This is a genomic window from Anaerococcus provencensis, from assembly GCF_000312365.2.
Classification (GTDB): Bacteria; Bacillota; Clostridia; order Tissierellales; family Peptoniphilaceae; genus Anaerococcus; species Anaerococcus provencensis.
Map to the genome: position 1 here is coordinate 373,685 of NZ_HG003686.1, position 24,908 is coordinate 398,592.

At 34.8% G+C, this 24,908-nt stretch carries 26 protein-coding genes; 10 read left to right on the forward strand and 16 right to left on the reverse strand.

Annotated elements, in window-relative coordinates:
- Nucleotides 1–2: 2 nt before the first annotated feature.
- Entirely contained in the window at nucleotides 3–1,364 is a 1,362-nt protein-coding gene (locus BN38_RS04495) for a class II fumarate hydratase (protein WP_044565795.1), read from the forward strand.
- Nucleotides 1,365–1,507: 143 nt separating this feature from the next.
- Here the strand turns inward: BN38_RS04495 and BN38_RS04500 are convergent, their stop codons facing one another.
- Complete coding sequence (locus BN38_RS04500) at nucleotides 1,508–2,461, reverse strand: IS3 family transposase (RefSeq protein ID WP_084593749.1); 954 nt, start codon at nucleotides 2,459–2,461, stop codon at nucleotides 1,508–1,510.
- Entirely contained in the window at nucleotides 2,383–2,919 is a 537-nt protein-coding gene (locus BN38_RS04505) for a helix-turn-helix domain-containing protein (RefSeq protein ID WP_044565796.1), read from the reverse strand. The genes BN38_RS04500 and BN38_RS04505 overlap by 79 nt, the downstream gene beginning before the upstream one ends.
- Nucleotides 2,920–3,284: 365 nt before the next feature.
- Here BN38_RS04505 and BN38_RS04510 point away from each other — a divergent pair, with 365 nt between their 5' ends.
- On the forward strand, nucleotides 3,285–4,196 hold the full coding sequence (locus BN38_RS04510) for a ketopantoate reductase family protein (protein ID WP_044565797.1): 912 nt from the start codon (nucleotides 3,285–3,287) through the stop codon (nucleotides 4,194–4,196).
- Nucleotides 4,193–5,020, forward strand: a complete 828-nt coding sequence (panB, locus tag BN38_RS04515) for a 3-methyl-2-oxobutanoate hydroxymethyltransferase (protein WP_044565798.1) — start codon at nucleotides 4,193–4,195, stop codon at nucleotides 5,018–5,020. The genes BN38_RS04510 and panB overlap by 4 nt, the downstream gene beginning before the upstream one ends.
- 128 nt (nucleotides 5,021–5,148) lie before the next feature.
- Here the strand turns inward: panB and BN38_RS04520 are convergent, their stop codons facing one another.
- From BN38_RS04520 to BN38_RS04555, 8 genes are read right to left on the reverse strand one after another with little or no spacing between them, the layout of a single operon-like run.
- Nucleotides 5,149–5,538 (reverse strand): DUF5684 domain-containing protein, encoded by a 390-nt coding sequence (locus BN38_RS04520; RefSeq protein ID WP_044565799.1) that lies wholly within the window; start codon nucleotides 5,536–5,538, stop codon nucleotides 5,149–5,151.
- Nucleotides 5,539–5,540: 2 nt separating this feature from the next.
- The gene (locus BN38_RS04525) at nucleotides 5,541–6,200 is read right to left on the reverse strand and encodes an HAD family hydrolase (protein ID WP_044565800.1); all 660 of its coding nucleotides are present in this window, start codon (nucleotides 6,198–6,200) and stop codon (nucleotides 5,541–5,543) included.
- Nucleotides 6,201–6,245: 45 nt separating this feature from the next.
- On the reverse strand, nucleotides 6,246–7,223 hold the full coding sequence (locus tag BN38_RS04530; RefSeq protein ID WP_044565801.1) for a CehA/McbA family metallohydrolase: 978 nt from the start codon (nucleotides 7,221–7,223) through the stop codon (nucleotides 6,246–6,248).
- Nucleotides 7,216–7,668, reverse strand: a complete 453-nt coding sequence (locus BN38_RS04535) for a hypothetical protein (RefSeq protein ID WP_044565802.1) — start codon at nucleotides 7,666–7,668, stop codon at nucleotides 7,216–7,218. Before BN38_RS04535 ends, BN38_RS04530 begins: the two co-directional genes overlap by 8 nt.
- Nucleotides 7,665–8,510: an ABC transporter permease gene (locus tag BN38_RS04540; RefSeq protein ID WP_230197723.1), complete on the reverse strand. Its 846-nt coding sequence runs from the start codon at nucleotides 8,508–8,510 to the stop codon at nucleotides 7,665–7,667. Before BN38_RS04540 ends, BN38_RS04535 begins: the two co-directional genes overlap by 4 nt.
- Before the next feature lie 9 nt (nucleotides 8,511–8,519).
- Nucleotides 8,520–9,692 (reverse strand): extracellular solute-binding protein, encoded by a 1,173-nt coding sequence (locus tag BN38_RS04545; protein ID WP_044565803.1) that lies wholly within the window; start codon nucleotides 9,690–9,692, stop codon nucleotides 8,520–8,522.
- 1 nt (nucleotide 9,693) lies between these two features.
- Nucleotides 9,694–10,665, reverse strand: a complete 972-nt coding sequence (locus BN38_RS04550) for an ABC transporter ATP-binding protein (protein WP_044565805.1) — start codon at nucleotides 10,663–10,665, stop codon at nucleotides 9,694–9,696.
- An 8-nt stretch (nucleotides 10,666–10,673) separates the two neighbouring features.
- On the reverse strand, nucleotides 10,674–11,504 hold the full coding sequence (locus BN38_RS04555; protein ID WP_044565806.1) for an ABC transporter permease: 831 nt from the start codon (nucleotides 11,502–11,504) through the stop codon (nucleotides 10,674–10,676).
- Nucleotides 11,505–11,700: 196 nt separating this feature from the next.
- Here BN38_RS04555 and BN38_RS04560 point away from each other — a divergent pair, with 196 nt between their 5' ends.
- Genes BN38_RS04560 through BN38_RS04580 form a run of 5 tightly spaced genes read left to right on the forward strand, consistent with a single transcriptional unit; the run spans nucleotide 11,701 to nucleotide 14,824 of the window.
- Nucleotides 11,701–12,246, forward strand: a complete 546-nt coding sequence (locus BN38_RS04560) for a chromate transporter (RefSeq protein ID WP_044565807.1) — start codon at nucleotides 11,701–11,703, stop codon at nucleotides 12,244–12,246.
- Nucleotides 12,239–12,799, forward strand: a complete 561-nt coding sequence (locus BN38_RS04565) for a chromate transporter (protein ID WP_044565808.1) — start codon at nucleotides 12,239–12,241, stop codon at nucleotides 12,797–12,799. The genes BN38_RS04560 and BN38_RS04565 overlap by 8 nt, the downstream gene beginning before the upstream one ends.
- Before the next feature lie 9 nt (nucleotides 12,800–12,808).
- Nucleotides 12,809–13,714: a ribokinase gene (locus BN38_RS04570; protein ID WP_044565809.1), complete on the forward strand. Its 906-nt coding sequence runs from the start codon at nucleotides 12,809–12,811 to the stop codon at nucleotides 13,712–13,714.
- Nucleotides 13,714–14,634, forward strand: coding sequence for a nucleoside hydrolase (locus BN38_RS04575; RefSeq protein WP_044565810.1), 921 nt, complete (start codon nucleotides 13,714–13,716; stop codon nucleotides 14,632–14,634). The genes BN38_RS04570 and BN38_RS04575 overlap by 1 nt, the downstream gene beginning before the upstream one ends.
- Nucleotides 14,635–14,644: 10 nt before the next feature.
- A complete protein-coding gene (locus BN38_RS04580) occupies nucleotides 14,645–14,824 on the forward strand; it encodes a hypothetical protein (RefSeq protein ID WP_044565811.1) in 180 nt (59 codons plus the stop codon).
- Nucleotides 14,825–15,100: 276 nt separating this feature from the next.
- On the opposite strand, the gene panC is transcribed toward BN38_RS04580, so the two are convergent.
- From panC to BN38_RS04610, 6 genes are all read right to left on the reverse strand, one after another.
- A complete protein-coding gene (gene panC / locus BN38_RS04585; protein ID WP_044565812.1) occupies nucleotides 15,101–15,940 on the reverse strand; it encodes a pantoate--beta-alanine ligase in 840 nt (279 codons plus the stop codon).
- A 59-nt stretch (nucleotides 15,941–15,999) separates the two neighbouring features.
- Entirely contained in the window at nucleotides 16,000–16,383 is a 384-nt protein-coding gene (gene panD, locus BN38_RS04590; protein ID WP_044565813.1) for an aspartate 1-decarboxylase, read from the reverse strand.
- 285 nt (nucleotides 16,384–16,668) lie between these two features.
- Entirely contained in the window at nucleotides 16,669–19,338 is a 2,670-nt protein-coding gene (locus BN38_RS04595) for a calcium-translocating P-type ATPase, PMCA-type (RefSeq protein WP_044565814.1), read from the reverse strand.
- A 195-nt stretch (nucleotides 19,339–19,533) separates the two neighbouring features.
- On the reverse strand, nucleotides 19,534–20,553 hold the full coding sequence (locus BN38_RS04600) for a M42 family metallopeptidase (protein ID WP_044565815.1): 1,020 nt from the start codon (nucleotides 20,551–20,553) through the stop codon (nucleotides 19,534–19,536).
- A gap of 9 nt (nucleotides 20,554–20,562) precedes the next feature.
- Nucleotides 20,563–21,063: an LURP-one-related/scramblase family protein gene (locus tag BN38_RS04605; protein WP_044565816.1), complete on the reverse strand. Its 501-nt coding sequence runs from the start codon at nucleotides 21,061–21,063 to the stop codon at nucleotides 20,563–20,565.
- Nucleotides 21,064–21,157: 94 nt separating this feature from the next.
- Entirely contained in the window at nucleotides 21,158–22,855 is a 1,698-nt protein-coding gene (locus BN38_RS04610) for a DUF2207 domain-containing protein (RefSeq protein ID WP_044565817.1), read from the reverse strand.
- 98 nt (nucleotides 22,856–22,953) lie between these two features.
- Between BN38_RS04610 and BN38_RS04615 the strand changes: the two genes are divergently transcribed.
- Together BN38_RS04615 and BN38_RS04620 are read left to right on the forward strand one after the other, a co-directional pair.
- Nucleotides 22,954–23,412, forward strand: coding sequence for a hypothetical protein (locus BN38_RS04615; RefSeq protein ID WP_044565818.1), 459 nt, complete (start codon nucleotides 22,954–22,956; stop codon nucleotides 23,410–23,412).
- Nucleotides 23,413–23,554: 142 nt separating this feature from the next.
- Nucleotides 23,555–24,904 carry a TrkH family potassium uptake protein gene (locus tag BN38_RS04620; protein WP_044565819.1) on the forward strand — a complete coding sequence of 450 codons (1,350 nt, stop codon included), beginning with the start codon at nucleotides 23,555–23,557 and terminating at the stop codon, nucleotides 24,902–24,904.
- Nucleotides 24,905–24,908: the final 4 nt, after the last annotated feature.

Below are 24,908 nucleotides of genomic sequence, written 5' to 3' on the forward strand. Positions count from 1 at the left end.
AAATGGATTATAGAATAGAAAAGGATAGTATTGGAGAGGTAAGAGTTCCAGCTGACAAATTATGGGGAGCACAAAGTCAAAGATCTTTTGAAAACTTCCCACAAGATGCTGAACTTATGCCAAAATCAGTAATTTATGCCCTAGTTAATATAAAAAAAGCTGCAGCCATAGTAAATAACAGGCAAGGAAAGCTAAATGAAGAAAAAAGAGAACTCATTGTCTTTGCCTGCAATAAAATATTGTTAGGCTACTATGACGATCAATTCCCACTAACAGTGTGGCAAACAGGATCTGGCACCCAGACAAATATGAATGTCAACGAAGTTATAGCCCACATAGCTAACAAAAAAGCAGGAGAAGATATCATCCACCCAAACGATGATGTAAATATGAGCCAATCATCAAATGATGTCTTTCCAACAGCTATGCACATCTCAACAATATTAAAAATTAAAGAAAAGCTCTTGCCAGAAATCCGACAAATAATTGAAGTCTTAAAAGATTTGGAAGAAAAAAATGACATCATCAAGACAGGAAGAACCCACTTGCAAGATGCCACACCACTAAAGCTTTCCCAAGAAATTTCTGGATGGAGAACTATGGTAGAAAGAGATTTGGAATCCATACACAATGCAAGCCAAGCTCTAAGAAAACTTGCCATAGGTGGAACAGCCGTAGGAACTGGAATCAATGCATCAAAAGATTTTGGCAGTGAAGTAGCAAGTGAGCTAACAAAGCAATTGGACCTAGAATTTGAAAGCGATACAAACAAGTTCTACCAACTAGCAAGCAAGTCAGCCCTAGTAAATGTCCATGGAAGTATAAAAGCTCTTGCAAGCGATATGTATAAGATTGCAAACGACATAAGATTCTTATCATGTGGCCCAAGATGCGGTATAGGAGAACTAATCATACCAGCCAATGAGCCAGGCTCATCAATTATGCCAGGCAAAGTAAACCCAACACAAGTGGAATCAATCACCATGGTAAGCATTCAAATTATGGCAAATGATATGGCAATAAGCATGGCCAACAGCCAAGGACAACTCCAATTAAATGCCTACATGCCACTAATAATCTATAATATGGACCAAACTGTAAGCCTCATGAGCAAGTCCCTAGCTTGCTTTAGAGAACATCTACTAGTAGGACTTGTGGCAAACAAAGAAGAAATAGAAAACAATCTTGAAAATTCACTAATGCTAGTAACGAGCCTTTCTCCACACATAGGCTATGACAAGGCCAGCCAAATAGCCAAATACGCCTATGAAAATAAACTAACCCTTAGAGAAGCCAACAGAGAACTAGGCTTTGCAAGCGAAGAAGAATTTGACAAATACGTAAATCCAGAAAATATGGTATAAAAATATATTAGTCTATATCACCCCCGAAATCCAGAATACGGATTTAAGGTGACCCCAAAAAGTTGGACTTAACATCAGACGTAGATTTATATCTGTGTCTGATGTTTTTTGTTTGTACTTTCCCCTAGGGGAAAGTCGATTTTTTAAACAGCATTCTTTCTTCTATATTCTACTGGTGATAAGTATCCTAATTTTTCTTTTATTCTTTCTTCATTGTAGTATTTGATATACATTTCTAAGGATTGTTTTAGTTGTTCATAGGATTTGTAAGTTTGACCATAATATATTTCTTGTTTTAGTATTCCAAAGAAGTTTTCCATAGGAGCATTATCTAAGCAATTACCTTTTCTTGACATACTTTGACTTATTCCATATTGTTTTAGTCTTTGTGTGTATTGATTTATTTGATATCCCCATCCTTGATCTGAATGAAATATTCTTCTTTCTTTGCAGTCGCTTGTTATATTGATGGCTTCTTCTAGTGGAGTTAAGATTGCTTGCATTGTTGGTCTTTTACTTATGGAATATGATATTATCTCACTATTATACATATCTAGAAATGCATTTAGGTACAGTTTACCTACTCTCATATTACCTTTATCATCAGTGGTGTAATATTTAAATTCTGATGTATCTGTTGTTATCTTTTGATGCGGTAGTTCTGATTTAAAATTACGATTTACTAGGTTGTCTGATAACTTTCCTATATTTCCTTTATATGATGAATACTTAGATTTTCTTCCAAAGCTTGTAACTTGTAGTTTGAGCTTTTGGACTAATCTTTGTCCCTTCTTTTTGTTTATTATTATTCCTTGGTTTCTTAAATGACCATATATTCTACGATAGCCATAATTTTTATGATTAGCTCTAATATCTATTATTTTTTCTTCTAAATCAGCATCTTTGTTAATTCTATCGAATCTTTTTTGCCAATACATATATGTTGATTTTGGGAAGTTGAATTTCTTTAGTAAATCTTTCAATTTGTATGTTGATCTAAGTTCATGTATTATCCTGGCTATTTCTTCTTTCTGAGTTTGTCCCTTTGTCTCAATTCTCTCTTTTTTTTTAAGAAATCTACTTCCATTTGTAGCCAATATACTTGATCTTCTAGTTCTTTGATTCTATCTTTTTCTTCTTGGGTATATTGTTTATCTGTTAATTTAATAGCTTTTTTATCTTCTTTAGTCATACTTGAAGGCCTTCCTCGTTTTTTGGGTTCTAGTCCTTCAATACCATACTTCCTATATTTGCTAACCCAAGTACATATCATAGATGGATTTGAAATGCCTAAATTATTGGCTAGTTCTTGATAGGACCGTTCCCCTGTTAAGTACAACTTTACTACATTTCTTTTAAATTCTGAAGAATATGATTGTTTTTCTCTAGATCTTTTTAATCCTTCATAACCCAGTGTTTGATATGCATTAACCCACACTCTTATTAATTTTCTATCTGAGATATTAAATGATTTGGCTAAAGATCTATAGCTTTCATTACCTTCTAAATATCTTTTAACTACTTCATACTTGAATTCAGTACTATATTTTGCCATAAAAAAACTGACCTCCTTAAGTTGCTTGGTACAACTTTAAGGGGTCAGTTCAATTGACGGGGGTTTTTATATAAAAATACTCAAATAAAGACACTATTTTTCGCAAATCAATCAAATCTAAAGTCAAAGGTAGGCTAGTTAATAATACACTCAGAAGATTTTTTTGAAAATTGTACTTTTATTTTTGAAAAATAAGGATTTCTTGTTATAATTAATAAAGATAGACTAAAAATTAACTAAATTTACAACGTTTTTATGTATATGGTTAAGGAGTTGACATTTGATAAAAACTACATAAAGTTTTTTTAAAATTATTGTTTTGATTTGTTTTCTATTAAATATTTTATAGATTTATGGAGGATGTTTTGAAAATAGCCTTACTTGGTGCAGGTGCTATGGGGTCTTTGTTTGCAAGTTTTTTATCCGCTTGTGATGATGTTTTCCTCATTGATCATAGGAAAGATAAGGTAGATAAGATTAATAAATGTGGTATAGAACTTATCGAAAATACCGGGAAGATCCATACTTATAAAGTGCCTTGCTATTTGTATAGTGAAAAGTTGCCAAAGCCTGATATCATTTTTGTATTTGTAAAATCTATCAAAAACTTAGAAGCATTAGAAAATATTTCTAATTTAATTGCTGATGAAACCATTTTGGTGAGCTTACAAAATGGATATGGGAATGATAAGGACTTGGAGAAATTCCAGGATAAAAGCAAGATTGTGATAGGATCTACCACACATGGTGCAACTCAGAAATCTTATGGGAAAATTTTCCATGCAGGAAGTGGAATGACTTATTTGGGCCAAAATGATTTTAATAAAGAAAGTGTTGATGTAGTAAAAGATATACTTATTAAATCAGGTTTACAATTGGAAGTAAGTTATGATATTAACAAGCTTGTTATTGAAAAACTATTTATAAATATTGGTATAAATGCTATTACAGCACTTTTGGATAAGGAAAATTCTTGTATTTATAAAAATAAATACGCAAAAGAGATGGCAAAAAATCTTGTCTATGAAGCTTGTGACATTTTTAATCTTTATGGTTTTGATTTTGATAAAGAGAAAATATTTGAAAAGGTTATTCTAACCTCAGAAAAAACAGGAAAAAATACTTCGTCTATGAGAGCTGATTTACTAAAAGGAAACGAGAGCGAAATCGATAAGATAAACAAAATTATTGTAGAAAAAGCTAAAGCTAAAGGTAAAAAAAGTCCTTATAATGAAGCTGTAAGCTTGCTTATAAAGGCAAAAGAGGGAGAAATATGAAAAAGAAAATGTCTATACTAGACTTTAAAAAGTATAAAGAAGAAAAAAGAAAATTTGCTTATGTGACTGCTTATGACTATACAATGGCTTCAATTGTAGATGAGAGTGATGTTGAAGTTATCCTAGTTGGGGATTCATTGGGGATGACTATGTTAGGGTATGATTCCACAGTGCCAGTAACTGTTGATGATATGATTCATCATGGGAAAGCTGTTGTTAGAGGAGCCAAAAACACTTTTATAACAGTGGATATGCCATTTGGATCTTATGAAATTTCTGAAAAAGAAGCTGTTAAAAATGCGGTGAGAATTTTTAAAGAAACAGGTTGTGATTGCGTAAAGCTTGAGGGTGGAAGTGAATATGTAGATACAATCAAGGCTATCATAAAAGCAGGTGTGCCTGTAATGGGCCATATTGGGCTTACACCTCAATCTTCTACTATGTTAGGAGGATTTAAAGTTCAAGGGACAACTACTGAATCTGCTAAAAAATTAATTGAAGACGCTAAGGCTCTCGAAGAAGCTGGATGTTTTTCTATAGTACTAGAGTGTGTTCCAAGCGTTGTCGGCAAAAAAATTGCTGAAAGCGTATCGGTTCCAATATTAGGAATAGGCGCGGGTAAAGACGTGGATTGTCAAGTTATAGTATTGCAAGATGTCCTAGGGATGTATCCTGACTTTAAACCAAAATTTGTAAAAATCTTTGCAAATGTTAGAGAAGAAATGCTAAAAGGCCTCAATGCCTACCACGATGAATCTGTCAGCGGAGCCTTTCCAAGTGAAGAATATTCCTTTAATAAGAAAGTAGATCTAAGCGATTTATAAACTGATATAAAGTAAGGCTATTAAGAATATACCTATACCACAAAATGGATAAATAATATAATGCAAAAATTATAAATATGCTAAAAGATATCCCCAAATCTATAATACGGATTTGGGGATTTTAATGTTTATTGGTCATATGGTGAGTATTGGAATTGGTCTGAAAATGCTAGTAGGAAGCCTGTAAAAAATGGGAATACCATGTATAAAATTCTTATTATAATATTGTCTGTAAACTTTGATGCGAATTTATAGCCCATAAAGATAAAGACTAATACTTGGATATGGGGAATAAAGGATCCTATAAACCAAAGTATGTTATTTGAACTACCTGGATTGGCAATGTTATAGGCTATCCATACATTGTAGATTGGTATAATAGATTTCCAGCCCTCTTCTCCAGCTTTTTCAAAAAGTCTCCACCATACTATTATTTGTAAAACATAAAATACAAGTAGGCTAAATCTGTAGTTGGTATTTCCGTGGGTATTCCAAATTAAATCATTATATGAAAACATAATTAACCTTCCAATTCTTCAATATTTATATCAGCAATTGTATCTAGAACTTGGTCTGCGCTTTCTATGATATATTCCCATTCTCTCTCATTGTAAGGGAAATCTTTTAGCCCACAGGTCTTGATACCAAGTTTTTTTGCTGCATTTATGGCATAGAGGGCATCATCAAAGAGGATGATTTGATCTGCAGGCACAGCAAATTTGTCTATAGCGTATTGCCAGTAAGCGTCTTCTGCCTTGTTTAGGTCCGTCAAATCTGGGGTGGTAAAGAAGCTAAAGTAATCGCTGATACCAAGTCTTTCGAAGGCAAGTTTAAGGTATATTGAATCAGTTGAAGAAGCTATGGCCATCTCATAACCTGCCTCTTTGAGCTTTGTTAATATTTCCAAGGCGCCTTTTTTTGGCATCAGGTGATTTTTGTAGCCATCTTCGATAACATCTTCAAAATACTTACTAACTTCTGCTCGGCTCATATCTTTGGCTATATTTTCTGCTATATAATCAATCATTCCACCCATTGGAAGGGCTTCAATTTTGCCCTTTTCTTCCTTATCAAGCCCTTCGAAGCTAAAGCCGTATTTTTCAAAAATTCCATTAATTGGTTCGCTCCATATGTGCATGGAATCAAGTATTGTGCCATCGCAGTCAAAAAGTAATTTCATTTATCCTCCTAATAAAAAAGTGACACTAAGGGGTGTCACATATCCTTATCTTACAAAAATAGGAGAAGTTACCACTAAATGGTAGTCATGTTTTTCCTTCAAATCTCCTATCACTTCAAATCTAATATACCCAGATTTTCCCTTAATATCAAAGTTAATTGATTCTTGGTAAGATATTTGACTGTCAAATATTATTTCTTCGTTGTTGTAAATTACAAATCTTTTTGGGTCGATTTTGAAGTTTTCGTAGTTTTTAAATTTCGGCTTAGCAAGTTTTACAGAGCCTTTGACATGGTCATTTTCACTGATTTCATCGCCTAAGTTCATATTTTCAAGGTCTAAATCCATTATAGGGCCGTAAGTGATGTAGGTGTTAAGGTTTCTTATGGCAGCAAGGGCGTTTTCCTCACAAAGATCACCTTCAAATCCTAGCATATTGATAGCAAAGTTTTTGTCTTTGGAAGAAGGGCTGTGCCAATCACGACCAGCTAGGGCGGCAAGCCTATAGCCTTTGCCGATTAATTCAATCCATTTTTGGTAGGCTTTTTCATTAGCAATACTATCTTGAGGGTTGCCACTATTGGCTAGCTCTATATAATTAAATTTGGACCAGTCATCGACTTCAAACTCCCAATGGCAGCCTGTACAGAAAGGATTACCTATATCATATGGGTGGGCTATGCCGATTACTATATTACTATCATCTGCCCTAATCTCATCTATGCATTCTGAAATATTGTCAATTGTTGCCTTGGTATAATCTCCCATCTCTTCGTTGCCAAGGATTACCATATGGCCATAGAAGGTTGTCCACTCGCTCCCCTTAAAGGCTGGTAGGATTTCCTCATCAAGTTTTGCCTCATAAATTTGCTCAAGGGCTGCGTTTGTGTTGTGGTCTGTTACAAAAATTGCCTCGTATCCAAAGTCTTTGGCTGCTTCAAGTAGTTCTCTTGGTGAGAACTTGGCATCAGAATTTATAGTGTGGGTGTGAAGTTCTATTGGTCTATAAGTTAGCTTAGTCATCTATGGCCTCCAGTGAAAAATGTGCATTAATTTTCGAATTTGAGCTGTGCATACTTAGGATAAATTCGTAGTCGCCCTTTTTTACCGCAAATTTCTTGTAACCAGGAGAGGATTTGTCTTTTGAAACTATTATCTCTTGGTGGTTATCCTTGTTGTGGTAGGCTCCTACAAATTTTCCTTCATACAAAAGTGAAGTAGTGATAAGATTTGCTATCTCACTATTTAGGATGTCATCTCGATCTTCTTGGCTGTAGTCTTCTTTTGGCATATATTTATCGGCACATTCCCTTAGTTTTTCCAAGCTATATTCCTTTGGAACATTGGTTGGATCATAGTCTAAGTTGATCTTTATTGCTTTATAGTCCCTATCCAGGCTAAAAGGATATCTTAAATGTGTCAAAGTATCTTTGTCATCTAGCTTAAGTTTTTCATCAAGTATTATCATTTTATCTCCCGTTCTTTTTTCTTCATATTTGAAAGGATATAGGCAACAGCTGATATTGCACATATTAAAAACATGATTACAGAAAGTGCAGCGGCTTGTTCAAAATTTCTATATACGCTGAAGATATCATTTAGTGTAACTCCTAGCATTTTTGGATTGTTTGCTCCAATTAGGTATGGGGTTGTAAATGATCCTACATTTGACATAAATACGAATGTTGCAGCTACAAGTACCTCTCTATAGCTTAAGGGCCAAATTATATTTTTAAATATACTCCACTTATTTGCCCCTATATCTCTAGCTGAGTTTAAGGATTCCCAAGAAATTGCAGATAGTGAGGGAGCTATTATAAGTGTAGCAAAAGGAATATTAAACCATAGGTTAGTAAATATAATACCACTTTTATTATACATTAGCCCTAATTGCCAAGTCTGACCAAAAACTTTACCAATTCTTGCTATAAGACCAGCATCACCTATGATTTGCATAATTGCATAGACAGCAACTATGCCTGGGATAAATCTCGGCATAAGTGTCAAGTTGTATAATTTTTTGCTTATTGTTGAGTTTGAAAATCTTACATATATGGCAAATGGATATGCAAAAATAATTGATAATACTACTGTTATTAGTGCTATTTCTAGTGTATATAATATGTTAGCTTTCATTAAAGGATCGGTAAAAAAGTAAGTGTAGTTATCAAGTGTAAAACCAATACCTTCGGGATTATTAAAAGATCTAGCGATTGAGTTTATTATAGGGATTAGTACAAATCCGATAGTCATTATAAGTGATGGTAAGACCATCAAGTAAGGTAGAAATTTATTTTCTTTCTTGTTCAAGGAAACCTCCTAGTTAAGAGTGCCTATTTCTTTATCCCATTTTTCAGTAATATCAGTTCCTAGTTCGCCAATATCTATAGTTCTGAAATTTTTAATATCGAATGTGCTCATTAAATCTTTATTTTCAGACGTTAATCCTGTCATATCTACTACTGGAAAAGCTCCCATCTCATCAAGTAGTATTGATTGTGCTTCATCTGATAGTATATAGTCTATTATTGCATAAGCACCATCAGCATTTTTTGTGTTACCAGGTATTGCAAGATTTACTAGGCTTCCAGTAAATCCTGGATCAATTTGAGTCATTTTAATTGATTCAGGTAAAGTTCCTTGCTGTAGTTGAGATATAAGCATATCTACCCAAGCAGGTGTCATAGCTATTTGTTGGTTAGCTAATAAGTCTAATGATCCCTGATTTTTATGAGGATATACAACTTTGCCTCCAGATTGGTATAGGTGTGGATGAAGTTCTTTTAGCAAATCAAATCCTTCATCCCAATCATCTTTCCATTTTTCATCAGAGCTATGAAGTGCTTCTTCCGGTAGTTTGTTATATATAGCGGTTGCTACAAAAGAATCTCCTGATCCACCTGTACCTGGAGTGCAATAAGCAAATTGTCCGTCATTTTCTTCAATCCATTTGTAAAGTTCTTCAGCTGTTTTTGGAGGATTTTTAACCATATCTTCGTTATAAGCTAAAACTACAGTTGTTCCTCTATAAGGCACTTGGTAATCTCCACCTGTAGCAAGCTGTGAAGAGATATTTCTATCAGAATTTTTTAATTTATTGTTATCTATTTTTTGGAATATGTCTTCACCACCTTCTTTGGTGTAGATTTCAAATTCTCCTCCGTTAACTTCAATTAAGTCAAATTCTGAATTTTCTTGACCAGATTTATATTGGGATATAACCCTATCAGATAAGCTGGTTGCACCTGTACCAGATGAAACGTGTTGTAGATTCATTTGGTATTTACCTTGATTATATTCTTCATTTGCATTGAAGCCTGCTGCTAATTTTTCCCAGCTTGTTTTTACATTCTCTGATCCACTTGTCCAGACTGTTATTTGTTGCTTCTCTCCGCTATTATTTGCTGTTCCATTGTTGTTTCCACAGGCAGAAAGAGTAGTTGAAAGTAGTGCTATAGACAATACACTTGAAATAATTTTTTTGAAATTCATATTAGTTCTCCTTATTATATATTCTATAGTTTGTTATATCAAAACTTACTTTATCTTTAAGTTTGATATCGCTTATTAAGTTCTTTGGTACAAATGATAGAAACTCTTTATCATTTACTAAAATTCTAAGTTGATAGTAATGCCCCATTAGCATAATTTGAGTAACTTCGCCCAGGTATTTACCTGTATTATCGGTGTAAACATGAGTTTCTTCTGGCCTAAAAGCTTTTACTTCGTTACCATCATCTATAAAGTTCATTTCACCGATAAAGGATGCAACATATGGATTTATTGGGTTTTCGTAGATGTTTTCGGGTGTATCTATTTGAGATATAACCCCTTTATCCATAACAACAATTCTATCAGAAATTGATATAGCTTCTTCCTGATCGTGAGTTACAAATACAACGCTGATTCCCAATTCTTGTTGGATGCGCCTAAGTTCAGCTCTCATTTGCTGGCGGATTTTTGCATCAAGTGCCGAGAAAGGTTCATCTAGTAAGAGCACAGCTGGTTTTAATAACAAAGACCTACCTATGGCAATTCTTTGCTGTTGCCCACCTGACATTTGAGATGGGTATTTTTTCTCAAAGCCTACCATTTTTAAAAGCTTTAAGATATTTTCTATTTCAGAATCAATAATTTTTTTATCAACTTTTCTAAGTTTTAATCCATAAGCTAGATTTTCATAAACTGTCATATGAGGCCAAAGGTTATACCCTTGAAAAACCATTGATGTAGGTCGATTTTCTGGCGCGATATTAGTAACATCAATTCCTTCGATATAGATATGACCACTGGAAACTGGATTGAAGCCACCTAATGCACGAAGAATTGTAGATTTCCCACAACCTGAGGGCCCTAGAAGAGTTACGATTTCATTATTATGGATATTTAAATTGATGTTTTTTACACCATCTCCATTATCGTAGATAACGGAAAGATCTTCGATTTTTACTGTTATTTCACTCATATAATTACCTATTTGATTTGTATAGCATCTGCTGTTATGTATTTTCTAAATAAGAAAATAACTATAATAGAAGGAATCATTAGTAACAGAGAAAAAACGGCGCCGGCAGTTATTGGGAAATCCATAATTACTGCATACATTTCTGTTGCCATGGTTGAAATTTGTGGGAAACCTACAACTAAAGTTCCCTGAGCTTCATCCATACTTGCTAGAAAGGTAAATACAGATGCAACCGCAATACCAGGCATTGCGAGAGGTAAAGTTATATCCTTAAAAGTTCTCAAAGGAGATGCTCCAACGTCTCTGGCGGCTTCTTCTTGCTCTTTTCTAACAGACCTAAATGAACCCAAAGGTAGCCAAACCATATACATAATTGTATTAATAATATGTATAATTATAACTCCTGTATAAGTACCCATAAGGCCAAGTTTGTAGTAAATGATAGCTATAGAAACATATAGTCCCATTTTAGGAAATGCATTTGTCAAAAGATAAGAAAAAAGTACAAGACTTTTGCCTTTAAATTCGTAACGAGCCAGTGCATAAGCAGCTGGTAAGCAAATCAAAAGTGAAAAAATGGTAACTAAAATAGCTATTATAACTGATGAAAGTATAGATGATATAAGATTATCCCTATCAATAATAAAATTCCACCAGTTAAATCCCCATTCATTAGGGAAAATATAAGGAAATTGATACTTGTTTGCGAAAGCAAGCATAGCAGCGTTTAAGAGTGGTAAATAAAAGAATAAAAAAAATACTATCGATAAGATAAATTCAAAAAACTTATTTTTACCAACTGTATGATAAAAACGCTTTGGATTTAGTAATTTAAACAATAATTTACTCCTTTCTTCTCTGATATTTAGAAGTATAGCAACAAATTATTAGCTATATATTTTTTATTTGTAAAGTTTAATTAAAGCAAATATATAAAAAATTATAATTTTGTAAAATTAATTTAATAAATATTATAAAATACTATTTTATATCAGCTGTGATATACTATTACTAGATTAATGTAAGGAGTTTGTTTTGAATATATTAGGGGATTTATATATAACTTTTGCCAAGATAGGATTATTTACTTTTGGTGGGGGCTATGCTATGTTGCCGCTTTTGGAGCGTGAAGTTGTCGATAATAAAAAGTGGGCTAGCCGTGATGAGATTTTGGACTACTATGCCATAGGCCAGTCTACACCAGGAATTATTGCAGTAAATACTGCTACTTTCTGTGGTTATTCCCAGGCTGGAGACTTGGGAGGTATTGTTGCAAGCCTTGGATTTATCACACCTTCTATAATTATTATTTTGATTATTGCCAACTTTTTGGAGAACTTTTCTCATCTTTCTTTTATCAAACATGCCTTTGCTGGAATTAGGGTGGGAGTTTCGGCCCTTGTTTTTTATTCGGTACTTAAGATGATAAAGTCAAATGCCAACACGCCTCTCAAATTTGCTATATTTTTGCTAACTTTTGCAGCAGTTGCATTTTTATCCATATCTCCAGTTATAATTGTCATTGCTGTTGGAGTTTTTGGGATTTTGCTTGGCAATAGAGGAGGTAAGAAAGATGCTTAGATTGATCTGGGAATTTTTTAAGACTGGACTTTTTGCCATAGGTGGAGGAATGGCAACTATTCCTTTTTTGCAAGAAATGGCAAAAAACTATGGATGGTTTAGCGAAGCAGATCTACTAGACATGATTGCAGTTTCTGAGTCAACGCCTGGGGCCATTGGGATAAATATTGCGACTTTTGCAGGCTACAAATCCTATGGTATTCCTGGTTCAATACTCGCGACCATATCGCTTATAAGTGCACCCATCATTATAGTTCTTATCATATCTAGAATGATGGCTAAGTTTAAGAACTCACAAACTATAGAAAATATGTTTACTACCATCAGACCTGCTACAGCCGGCCTTATTCTTGGAGCCATGAGTTCTGTTATGGTTCTAACCCTTTTTGATATTGATTTGTTTAGGGCAAGTGGAAATATTATAGACTTATTAAGACCTATTCCTATAGTCTTGTTTGCAGTATTTTTATTTGCCTTGATAAAATTTAAGAAAATTCACCCGCTTGCAATTATTGCAATTTCTGCAATTCTGGGTGTGGTTTTTGCCTTGTAGGGAGGACATATGACACAAATTTTAAACTTTGGATCACTAAATATTGATAAAGTTTATTCACTAGATCACATAGTAAATGAAGGTGAGACTATATCTGCCATATCTTATAATGAAGGAATGGGTGGCAAGGGACTAAACCAATCCATAGCTCTTAAGAGAGCTGGTGCAGACCTTATCCATGCGGGTTTTGTAGGAGAAGATGATGGAGATATACTACTAGATTATATGGCTGAAAATAAGGTTAATTTTTTAGTTGAAAAAGTTTCTGGAGAATCCGGCCATGCCATAATCCAAGTTGATAAAAACGCCAACAACTCTATCATCGTAGAAGCTGGGGCTAATAAAAAGATTGATAAGTCCTATATAGACCAAGTATTGGCCGAATTTGATGAAGATGATTTTCTACTTTTGCAAAATGAGATATCTAACTTGCCATACATAGTTGAAGTGGCTAGCAAAAGAAAAATGAAAATAGTATTAAATCCATCACCAGTAGATGAATCACTAAAGACAACTGATTTTAGCAAAATTGATACCCTAATCCTAAACGAAACGGAAGCCTATGATATAAGTGGCTGTGAGGATCCAGATAATATAATAGATTATTTTAGGGAGGGATATCAGGATTTAAATCTTCTACTAACACTTGGAAAAGATGGAGGTATTTATTCTTCCAAAGATACTAAGATTAAATTTGATGGCTTTAAGACAAATGCCATTGATACTACAGGAGCTGGTGATACTTTCCTAGGATATTTTCTTGCAAATATCTCCAAGGGAGAAGAGATTAAAAAGTCACTAAAGCTAGCAAGCCTTGCAGCAGGTCTTGCTTGTAGCAAAGAAGGAGCAGCTGCTTCTATTCCGAGCCTAAAAGAAGTTGAAGCATATGCAAAAGAAAATAAGGTGGACTTGTGATGAGAAAAATTATTACGATATTTGATACAGACCCAGGTATAGACGATGCCTTTGCCCTTAGCTATTTGCATGAAAGTGAGATTTTTGATGTAAAGATGGTCTCATCTGTTGCTGGCAATGTAAAGCTTGCAAATACTACAAGAAATCTTAGAGGACTAGTAAAGGCCATGGATTGGGATATACCAATACATAGGGGACTTGCTAAGCCGCTTTTTGGTCCACAAGTGCTAGCAGAAGAATTCCATGGGGTGGATGGACTTTCAGGATATTTGTTTGATGAGAATGCCTTAGCAGACATATCAGATAAGCCAGCCATAGATGCTATGGCAGATGTACTAAGGGCAAATGACCAGGTTCTAATCATCGCTGTTGGGCCTCTTACAAATATAGGGTCCCTTATACTTGCTCACCCTGAGCTAAAGGGGAAAATATCAGAGATTACAATTATGGGTGGAGTAGTAGGCACAGGCAACACTACACCAGTAGCAGAATTTAATATTTACGCCGACCCTGAGGCGGCAAAAATAGTTTTTGAATCTGGAATCAGGGTCAATATGGTAGGCCTCAATGTGACAACAAAGACTTACTACAATACTGCCATGCACGAAAAGTTTAAAAAGTCAGATAAGAAAATAAATAAAATCCTAGCAGATATAATGGATCGACGCATAGCAAAAACTGGAGCTGAAGAAAATTATACAACCTATATGCACGACACCCTTACTGTAATGTATCATACTAATCCAGAAATCTTTGAAAGTACCATGGTTCACATGGACGTGGAAACAAAGGGAGAATTTACAAGGGGTATGACCGTAGCTGACATGAGAGCCGTATCCAAGGCTTGTAAAAATGTAAATTTTGTGACAGATATTGATACAGAAAAATTTGAAGAAATATTTATGGAAGTATTGGTTTAGTGGGAGTTTTATGAATAAAAAGAAAATACAGGCGATAATAAATCTATTACTTGGCATACTATTTATATTCCAAGGGATTTATAATATTTCCTATGAAGGGAAAATAAGTTTTTGGCCTGGACTTCTTATAGTTTTTGGCATTTTGGAACTAGTCTTTGCTTTTTTGAAATATAAAGATGGGTTAAAGTAAGGAAATAAAGGAGCTATTCTATAAAACGATAGCTCCTTTTATTGTTAATAAGCTAATTTAACTTCAGCTAATTTTTTCTTCTAATAGATGCAAATATGAATCCAGATATATTATGCCATATAGAGAATATTGCTCCTGGATTTAGGGCGAATTTTGCAATTTCAAATTGGTGCTAGGTTGGTATTTTGCATCTCGAATTCTACAGCTAAGGCCAAAAACGTAGTAGTGTATTGATTAACCATGAAAAATCCGGATAGAATTGATGGTTTATTTATATTAAGCTCGGTAAATGAAGTTATCTATTAGTCTAGTTTTGCCAATATACACTGCTATGGCAATAAGTCTATCTCCATCGATATCTTTTGCATCTTCCATAGTTTCTAAGTCTACTGCACTTATATAATCAATTTTGGCAAGATCTTCAGCAGATATTATTTCTTCCATTTTGCCTAAAACTTCATCAAGGCTAGCACCAGCTTTGGCTAATTCTTCTCCCTTAAAAATCGCCTTTGATAGGCAAAGAGCAGCTTTTCTTTCTTCTTTGGATAGATAAGTGTTTCTAGAAGATAGGGCAAGGCCATCATCTTCTCTTACAATAGGGCAAGCGATGATTTCAATAGGAATATTTAAATCTTCTACGACCTTTTTAATAATAGCTACTTGTTGGGCATCTTTTTGGCCAAAATAGGCTTTATTAGCTCCAGTAATGTTAAATAATTTTGTGCAAACTGTGCAAACTCCTCTAAAATGTCCTGGTCTTTTTGCTCCACATAAGTTATCAGACATTTCTTCTATATCCACAAAAGTTTTTCTATCGTGATACATCTCGCTAGATTCTGGTGCGAATATAAAATCAACACCAATTTCTTCGCATATTTTGCTATCAGCTTCTAAGTCCCTAGGATAAGTATTGAGGTCTTCCTTAGGACCAAATTGGATAGGATTTACAAAGTCTGACACTACAACTATGTCGTTTTCCTTGCGTGCCCTTCTTATAAGACTTGCATGTCCCTCATGCAAATATCCCATGGTAGGAACAAGGCCAATGCTTTTGTTCTCCAATTTGTATCTTTTCAAATCTTCTCTTAATTCGTCAATACTTTTGACAATTTTCATATAATTCTCCTCTAAAATATATTAGAGATAGCCTCATACACCACTAAATTATATATTATTTATGACAAAGTCCCGTGTTTTTCGTAAGTAGAAACTTTTTCTACTTTATTCTTATCATCCACGAAAACAACTTTAGGACTATACTTTTCTAATTCATTTTCACTATAATTGGCATAGGCCATAATTATCACCTTATCACCAGCAGAAGCTAGTCTTGCAGCAGCTCCATTTAGGCAGATGACACCAGAATTTCTTTCTCCTGCTATGGTGTAGGTATCTAGCCTTGCACCGTTATTAATATCGACAACCTGTACTTTTTGGTATTCTCTTATACCAGATTTTTCAAGCAATACTTCATCAACAGTGATTGATCCAACGTAGTTAAGATTGGCCTCAGTCACTGTTGCCCTGTGTATCTTTGCTTGTAACATTTCTATTTCCATAATCTCCCCTTAAAAAAACAAGGCACACTAATAATTTATTTTTTAACAATAAAAATCAATGGCCTTGACTAAGTAACTAATAAATATGTTGAGTCTCATTACCTATATAAGCTCATTTGTAAAATATAATGGTGTAAAAGAGTATAGTTTTCACTAGAAATACCATCTCCACTGGTATTATAATATTTTAAAAATTAATTAACAAGTTCTTATTGATAAATAAAAACTGACCTCTTTAGATGCTTAAAAATCTAAATTGGTCAGTTTTAATGATAGTTTTGTTTTCTATCTTCTTATTCTTTTTCTAATTTCACCTATTAATAGTGGTAATAATGATAGTAATAAGATTACCCACCATTGCCAGCTTATGAATTCTAGTTCAAATAGGTCTCTTAGTACAGGGACATACATTACAAGAAGTAGTAGGGCAAAGGATAATAGGTTTGCCTTTACTAGGTTCTTGTTTGAGAACCATCCTAGTTCTTTTAGGGTGTATTTTTCACTTCGTACAGAAAATGCTCTTAAAAGTTCACTTGTGATAAGTGTTGCAAATACCATTGTGTGAGCTCCTTCGATATTTCCTGGGAAGATGTATTTAAGTCCTATGACATAAGAAGCTAGGACTGCAATTGTAATTGCTATTGATTGGAAGATTACTCCGCGTCCTGTTTCACCAGATAATATTCCTTGGTTAGGGTCACGTGGAGCACGTTCCATGATGTCAGCTTCTGCAGGCTCAACACCTATGGCTAGGGCTGGGAATGCGTCTGTTACAAGGTTTAGCCATAATAGTTGGATTGGTGTAAGTGGGCTTGGAAGTCCAAATAGGATTGATAAGAATACTATCAATACTTCGGCGATGTTACATGATAGAAGGAATGATACAAACTTTTTGATGTTTGAGAATATTACTCTTCCTTCTTCAACTGCGTTTACTATTGTCGCAAAGTTATCATCAACTAGGATCATATCTGCAGTATCTTTTGCAACGTCTGTTCCTGTAATACCCATAGATATACCAATATCGGCGTTTTTGATAGCTGGTGCATCGTTTACTCCATCACCTGTCATGGCTACTATGTTGCCATTGGCTTGGAGGGCATTTACAAGTTGGACCTTATTTTGTGGTGATACTCTTGCAAAGATGCGTTTGGTTTTTACGATTTCTCTGATTTCTTCTTCAGATTTGCCATTTAGTTCGCTTCCTTGCATAGCTTGGTCTTCTCTTTGGGCTATGCCAAGGTCTTTTGCTATAGCAAGAGCTGTCTCAAAGTAGTCGCCTGTAATCATTATTACATCGATGCCAGATCTGTGACATTCTTCTACGGCTGCCTTTGCTTCTGGTCTTGGTGGGTCAATCATTCCTGTTAGACCAACAAAAACCATCTCGCGTTCGATATTTTCGGTTGTAAGTTCTTCACCTTCCAGAGTTTCATATGGTTTGAAGGCATAGGCCATTACACGAAGGGCTTGTTTAGCAAGTTTAGTGTTTTCTTCTAGAACCTTGTTTTTCTTATCTTCTGTAAAGTCTTCTAGCTTGCCATCAATCATGATCTTGCTAGAGTTTTTGATGATGATATCTGGTGCACCCTTGGTCATGGCATAGAAGCTGTCTTCTATTTTATGGAAGGTTGTCATCATCTTTCTATCGGAATCAAATGGTATTTCGTCAATTCTAGGATGTGCTTCGTTTAAGTCTTCTTGAACTATGTCCCATTTTTCGGAAAGGGTAAGCATAGCGCCTTCTGTTGGGTCACCTGTGATTTCGTAAGTTCCAGATCTTTCTATTAGATTTGCATCGTTTGATAGGGATGCTATTGTCATTAATAGCTCGATTTGATCGTGGCTATCTATAACTTTATCCTCGTGAGAGATCTTACCTTCTGGAGCATAACCAGAGCCATCAACATCAAATTCTTTAAAATCTGTGAAGACCTTGGTGATGGTCATCTCATTTTGGGTTAGAGTACCAGTTTTATCTGAACAAATTGCTGTTGTAGAACCAAGTGTCTCTACAGAAACAAGGTTTTTTACAATGGCCTTTTTCTCAACCATGCGGTTCATACCAATTGATAGAACAATTGTTACAACTGCTGTAAGTCCTTCAGGTATAGCTGCAACTGCAAGAGATACGGCTACCATGAAGTTTTCTAGCCATGTCATATTGGATCTAAAGTAACCAACTATGAAAACTAGGGCACAAACTATAATTACAAGAATGGCAAGTTTTTTAGAAAGTTCATTTAGCTGTTTTTGCAGTGGTGTTTGCTTTTCCTCAACTGAGTCTAGGCTTGTTGCAATCTTTCCTATTTCTGATTCACTTCCGGTGCTTGTTACAACACCTTCACCGTGGCCGTATGTTACTATTGAAGATGAGTAGGCAGAGTTTTTACGATCTCCTATACCAACTTCTTCAGTGTATTCTTCTTCGGCATCTTTTTCTACTGCAACTGACTCACCTGTAAGAGATGATTCGTCGATTTTTAAGTTTCTAGAATCAAGTAGTCTGATATCAGCTGGGATTATATCTCCTGTTTCAAGTATTACAATATCTCCAGGCACAAGCTCTTCTGCCTTGACATTGCCACGTTTGCCATCACGAAGGACGGTCGCCTCGGGGCTTGACATTTTTTGAAGAGCTGCTACAGAGTCTTCAGCCTGACCCTCCTGGTAAATACTCATAATAGCATTGACAACAACAATTGCAATGATAATAATAGCTTCAATCTTATCACCTGTAAAAGCTGAGATGATTGATGCAACTATAAGCAAAATTACCATGGGATCTATGATTTGGTCTAGGATTTTTTGCAGCATAGATTTTTTGTTTGATGATTCAATACTATTTGGACCGTATTTTTCTAGACGAGTTTTTGCTTCGCTAGAGCTTAGTCCAGTTTTTTGGTCTACGCCAATTTTTTCTAATAAATCCTTTTTAGAACCTTGGTAGTCCATAATTCCTCCTATAATATAATTTGCAAAATGGTAATAAAAAAGACTTTTGGCGGATTCGCCAAAAGTCTTGCCACCTTTTTAGGGTTTATTTAACCGGAAATAAATTCGTTCTGACGATTAAATAATTGGGCTACTCCCTTTCTGCTATGATAAATATACCAATAATACAGGTAAATAGCAATGATTGATATAAATTTATTTGCTGATATATGTCTTTAAGAGTTTAAATAGTCCATTTAGACCATTTTCGTGAGTTCTTTCATAGCCGTGGCTTGCTGCAACTCCAGCACCAACCAAGGCATGGCGGAAGTCGTTGGCACTTGCTACTGCTGCTGATGCATCAGATCCGTAGAACGGATAGATGTCTATGGCGTAGTCTATGTCACAAGCTTTTGCTGTTGCTATAAGCTCGTTGGTCAAATCAAAATTGTATGGGCCTGATGAGTCTTTGGCGCAAATTGAAACTTTGGTTTCATCTGTCTTAAGGTCATCGTATACGACACCCATATCAACTGCAATCATATCTGTGATGCCTTTTGGATGACCACTAGCTGCACCATGGCCTACTTCTTCATAGATTGTAAAGGCTAGGTAGAGTGGACGATTTATAGTGATATTTTCTTCTTTGATAGTTTTGGCGAGCGCCATCAAAACACCTGCACTTGCCTTATCATCTAGGTGGCGAGATTTCACAAAGCCATTATCTACCCTAAATCTTGGGTCAAGGGCTATAAAATCACCAGCAGCAATGCCAAGAGCTTCTGTTTCTTCGGCAGAATTTGTGATTTCATCTATAACTACTTCCATGTGTTCATCATCACGTTTGGCCTCTCTTGGGTCGTTTGATCCATGAACTGCTGGATTGTTTAGTCTCATAACGCCAGTAAATTCTTTGCCATCACGAGTAATAATTGTGACATTTTCTTGCTCTACATAAGAAAGTGGGAAACCACCAAGTGTCGTAACCCTAAGTCTACCGTTAGACTTGATAGACCTTACCATAAGTCCTAGGGTATCGACGTGGGCAGATAGGAGTAGGCCGTTTTCCTCTCCTGGATTTATAGGAACTATGACATTGCCCTTATTTGTTTGATAGGGCTCATAGCCCATTTTTGTAAATTCGTCTATAAGGTATTTTTCTGCTCTTTTTGTATATCCTGTAGGGGATGGGGTCTTGCACAATTCTTCGATATATTTTATAATTTCTTGGTTCATTTCTCCTCCTTAGTTGCCAGAATTTGCAGCTTCTTCTAAATCGATCATATTATTTAAGCAAATGACAAGGCCTATTAGCTCTTCGATGTAATCTTGGTCATAAACTATGAGTTCGTAATTGTCAGTTAGGGCAAAAAACTTCTTGTTAACAGCTCCAACAGTTTGTCCGTTTTTGTTTGTAACAGTAAAATTCAAATGGAATATATCCCCTTCCAAGTAAAGGGCATCATCATCTAGACTTACGTCTACACGGTGTTTGAAAAACTCGAATTTTTTCTGAACAATCATACTAGTTCCATCGTGCATACTTACAGTATACCTTGGTAGGAAAGTAAGAATCTGTCTACTAATCTGTAAAATAGTCTTTGCATTTAGGTCGGTAACCTTAGACTCATAACCCAAAAATGTAAAGTCTTGGTCTAGATAGTAAGCTTCACGTCCGTCTTCATCCAAGATGGGATAGTGGTCTGTAATTTTGAAGAATTTTTCCTTAAAATATAACCTTTTCATATATTATCCTTTTCTCTTAAAAGCCTTACTTATTATATAATATTTTTTAGATTCTATAATGCAAGCTATTATTGCATTTCAAAAATTGGCAAATTTAGCGGCCACCGCCACCTCCTCCACCAAAACCTCCGCCTCCACCGGCGAAGGAAGTTGACCCTCCACCTCCAGCTGAGCTAAAGCTCTCTCCATTGCCAGAAGCATAGGATGAAAATGAGTGGATATTATTCAAATAGGTGTAGGTGTAGAAATTGTTAAAGCTGTAGTCAGAATATGCTTTATTAAAACCTTCATACACTTTTTTGGTGATGCCAAAAAGACCTGCATAGATTAAGAAAGTATCCAAAGTTTTTGTATCATTTATATTTTCTATGTCATTGTAGTTTTCAAGGTAATTATTAAAGCCGATGTAATTTTTGTATAAATCTTTACCTTTTTGACTTAGGATTGTTTGGTCATGTTTATTTCCTCTTATAATTTCTAGGTAGCCTGATTTTTCCAAGGCTTTTTTTGAGTTTTCTCCTAATTCTTCTGCCAACTTATCAAGCTCTTTGTCGTGATCTTTCAAGTATCTCTTGAGAGACTTTTCTGTGATTTTTCCTTGGGAGTTTTCTTTGCCTATATTTTCTAGGACGGCAAATACTTTTTCTTCAGTTTGACCCATATTTTCTGGCCTGTGATTTATTATAATCTCGCCAGTTTTATCTTTCTTTAAAGTATCTTTTAAGATTGATCCGTTATCGCGTTCAAAATAAGTAATTGCCCCATCATTTATCCACTTTAGAAAGAAAGCGTTGATAAAAGTATCGACATTTTGACTAAATGGATAGGCATTAACAGCAATCAAATACAAGTCTTCCAAGTTGCCATCATATGGTATATCACTATATCTATAGTCTTTAAGAGCCTTCTTTTTTGGAAGCTCTTTTAGATTGGCTATGTATGTTGGGCTGTTTTTTGCGATTTTACTAACTATTGCAACTACTATCCCAATCATTATCCCTATACCTAGGAGGACAAGTAGGAATTCTTTTGGACCGAAATCATCTTTTTGAACTGCGCCTTCATTATCTTCCCAATCACTTCCTTCGACAGCTTGGTTGGCATAGTCTTTGAAGGACTTATCTTCTGTGTAGCTTGTGGCAAATGTTCCCTTAGGGAATTTTAACATTATATTTACATTGTCAACTTCACCAGTAGAATTTGCTATAATAGACCCATTATTATTCTTTATGTCGCCTTCAAATCCAAATCCCCACATCTTTACATCTTTACTTATAGGCTCGTATGAATTAATCTTGACATTTACCTTTTCTGGTTTGGGGTCAAAGTCTGAACCTACAAATTTGAAAAATAGCATATCGCTATCATTAAGGCCTATGATTATGGGATTTATGTCATAGGAGATTTTATATGTATTGTTTTCACCACGCTCTGAAATCCCCCAGCAAAGTTCAACTCCATCATCAGTATCGTTTCTGCCATAGTAAAAGGTCTTTTGATCAAAATTTTCATCTACATTCCAAGGATCTTTTTCGCTAAAATTTTCACCGTTGAGGCTTGCCTTGAAATTTTCGATTTTTATGCCCTTAAGATTTTCTATTCTCTTGTATCTTTCACTATAATCATTGTCTCTTTCGTCTATTTGCCATTCTTCGCTTACAGAAGCCTTGCCACTTTTATCTATATTTACATCTAAATTTATGTACTTAAAGCCATCCGCAAGGACTGATTTTGGTAAAAGTATTATTATAGTTAGCAAGATAAAGCTAAATATTCTTTTGATTTTTTTCATTTTATCTCCTTTTAAAGAACTTATTTCACTACTTTTATACCCTCTTAGGATAATTTATTATATAATGGTAAAAAGCTTTGATGATTAAGGAGGAATTTATGGTATACATAATTATGGGAATTTTGATAGCCCTTGGATTTGTAAATTTATACATAGGTAAGAAGGTTATAATAAGGCCTGGAATTAATAAGATGGATATAAGCATACTTATATTTGTTGGAGCTTTATTCATGATAGTATCTCGTTTGATGAAGTCAGATCTTAGAAATTCAATAATCATGGCTATATGCATATTATTTTATATTTTCACTTCTAGATGGGCCAGGGGCATTACAAAAAATGGTATAAATGTTATTGGCAACACCTATATGTTAGTGCGTGAATTTGATTTTGATAAGATAAATCCGATCAAGGTAATGGATGATGGCGACTACCTCCAATATCCTATAAAAATAAAGGGTAAAATGACTATAGATATCCAAAGATATAAAAAGGAAAAGAAAAGCGAATTGGCTGATGTTTTTTCGAAAAATAAAGTGATTTTCACCTACAAATAAGCTCTAAATTTCAATGCTTGAAGAAATTAAAAAACATTTATCAATATCTATTGACTTTGGATAAACGAGGTGTAAAATTTCATTAGACTTAAGCCCTCAAAACTTATTTGGGGGACTTTTATTGTTTAAGAAAGGCGTGTAAATGAAAAATAAGTTTAACGGAAAATTCTTAGATAGGTTAAGTGAGAGCCCACCCTTGATTTTAACTCTAGGATTTTTTATTCTAATTAGCATTGGTGCTTTGATCTTATCAACCCCTTTTGTAACAAGGTCAGGCAATCCTACAAATCCAATAGATGCGTTATTTATAGCAGCTAGTGCATCTTGCGTTACTGGCCTTAGCCCAGTAAATACTGCAGAGCACTGGAATAGCTTAGGTCAAGTTGTAATAATAATCCTAATACAAATCGGTGGTCTAGGTATAATGACACTTGCTTCTATTATTCCTTTGATACTTAGAAAAAAGATTGGAATCAAATCTAGGCTCATACTAAAGGAACAACTAAATATAGAGAGTATGGAAGGGGTAATCCGACTTTTTAGATACGTACTAGGTTTTACCCTGGCAGTAGAAATGCTTGGTGCTCTTTTTCTTTCTATAAGATTTGTACCAACATACGGTCTTGGCAAGGGGATTTGGTTTTCTGTTTTTCACTCCATATCTGCTTTTTGTAATGCAGGCTTTGACATACTAGGAGATTCCATATACCCACTTAGGGGTGATTACCTAGTTAATATAACTATCATGTGCCTAATTATAATCGGTGGTTTGGGCTTTATGGTTACAAGTGAAATTTACTATAAGAGACATTTTAAAAATATTTCCACTCATTCTAAATTAGTGTTATTGACAAATGCAGGGCTAATATTAGTTGGTGCCTTGGGATTTTTCGTACTTGAATCACTAAAGGGTGGAGTTTTGAACAATGAAAGTATAGGAGATGGGGTATTGATGTCGTTTTTTCAATCTGTTTCTGCAAGGACAGCAGGATTTTATTCGGCAGATTTATCAAAGATTAAAGATTCTACAGCAATACTATTGATAAGCCTTATGTTTATAGGTGGATCTCCAGGATCGACAGCTGGCGGTATCAAGACAACTACCTTTGCTGTTTTGCTACTAGCGGTTATATCTGTTATCAAAAATGAAAAAGAACCAGTAGTATTTAAACGCAGAATCAGCAATGACACAATAAAAAAAGCCTTGTCTATATTTGTCATTTCATTATCTATAGTTATATTTGTAAGTTTTGTGATTGCGGCTATAGAAGATTTTGCCTTTATAGACATCTTGTATGAAACAGCTTCAGCTTTGGGTACAGTAGGAGCGACTCTTGGCATAACAGATAAGCTCTCGTCGGTATCAAAGATTTTGATTACGCTTTGTATGTACTTGGGAAGAATAGGTCCAATGACTATGGCCCTATCATTTGGCTTAAAGTCAGATGTAAGACTGATAAGATATCCAGAAGGGTTTATAAGCATAGGTTAGGAGG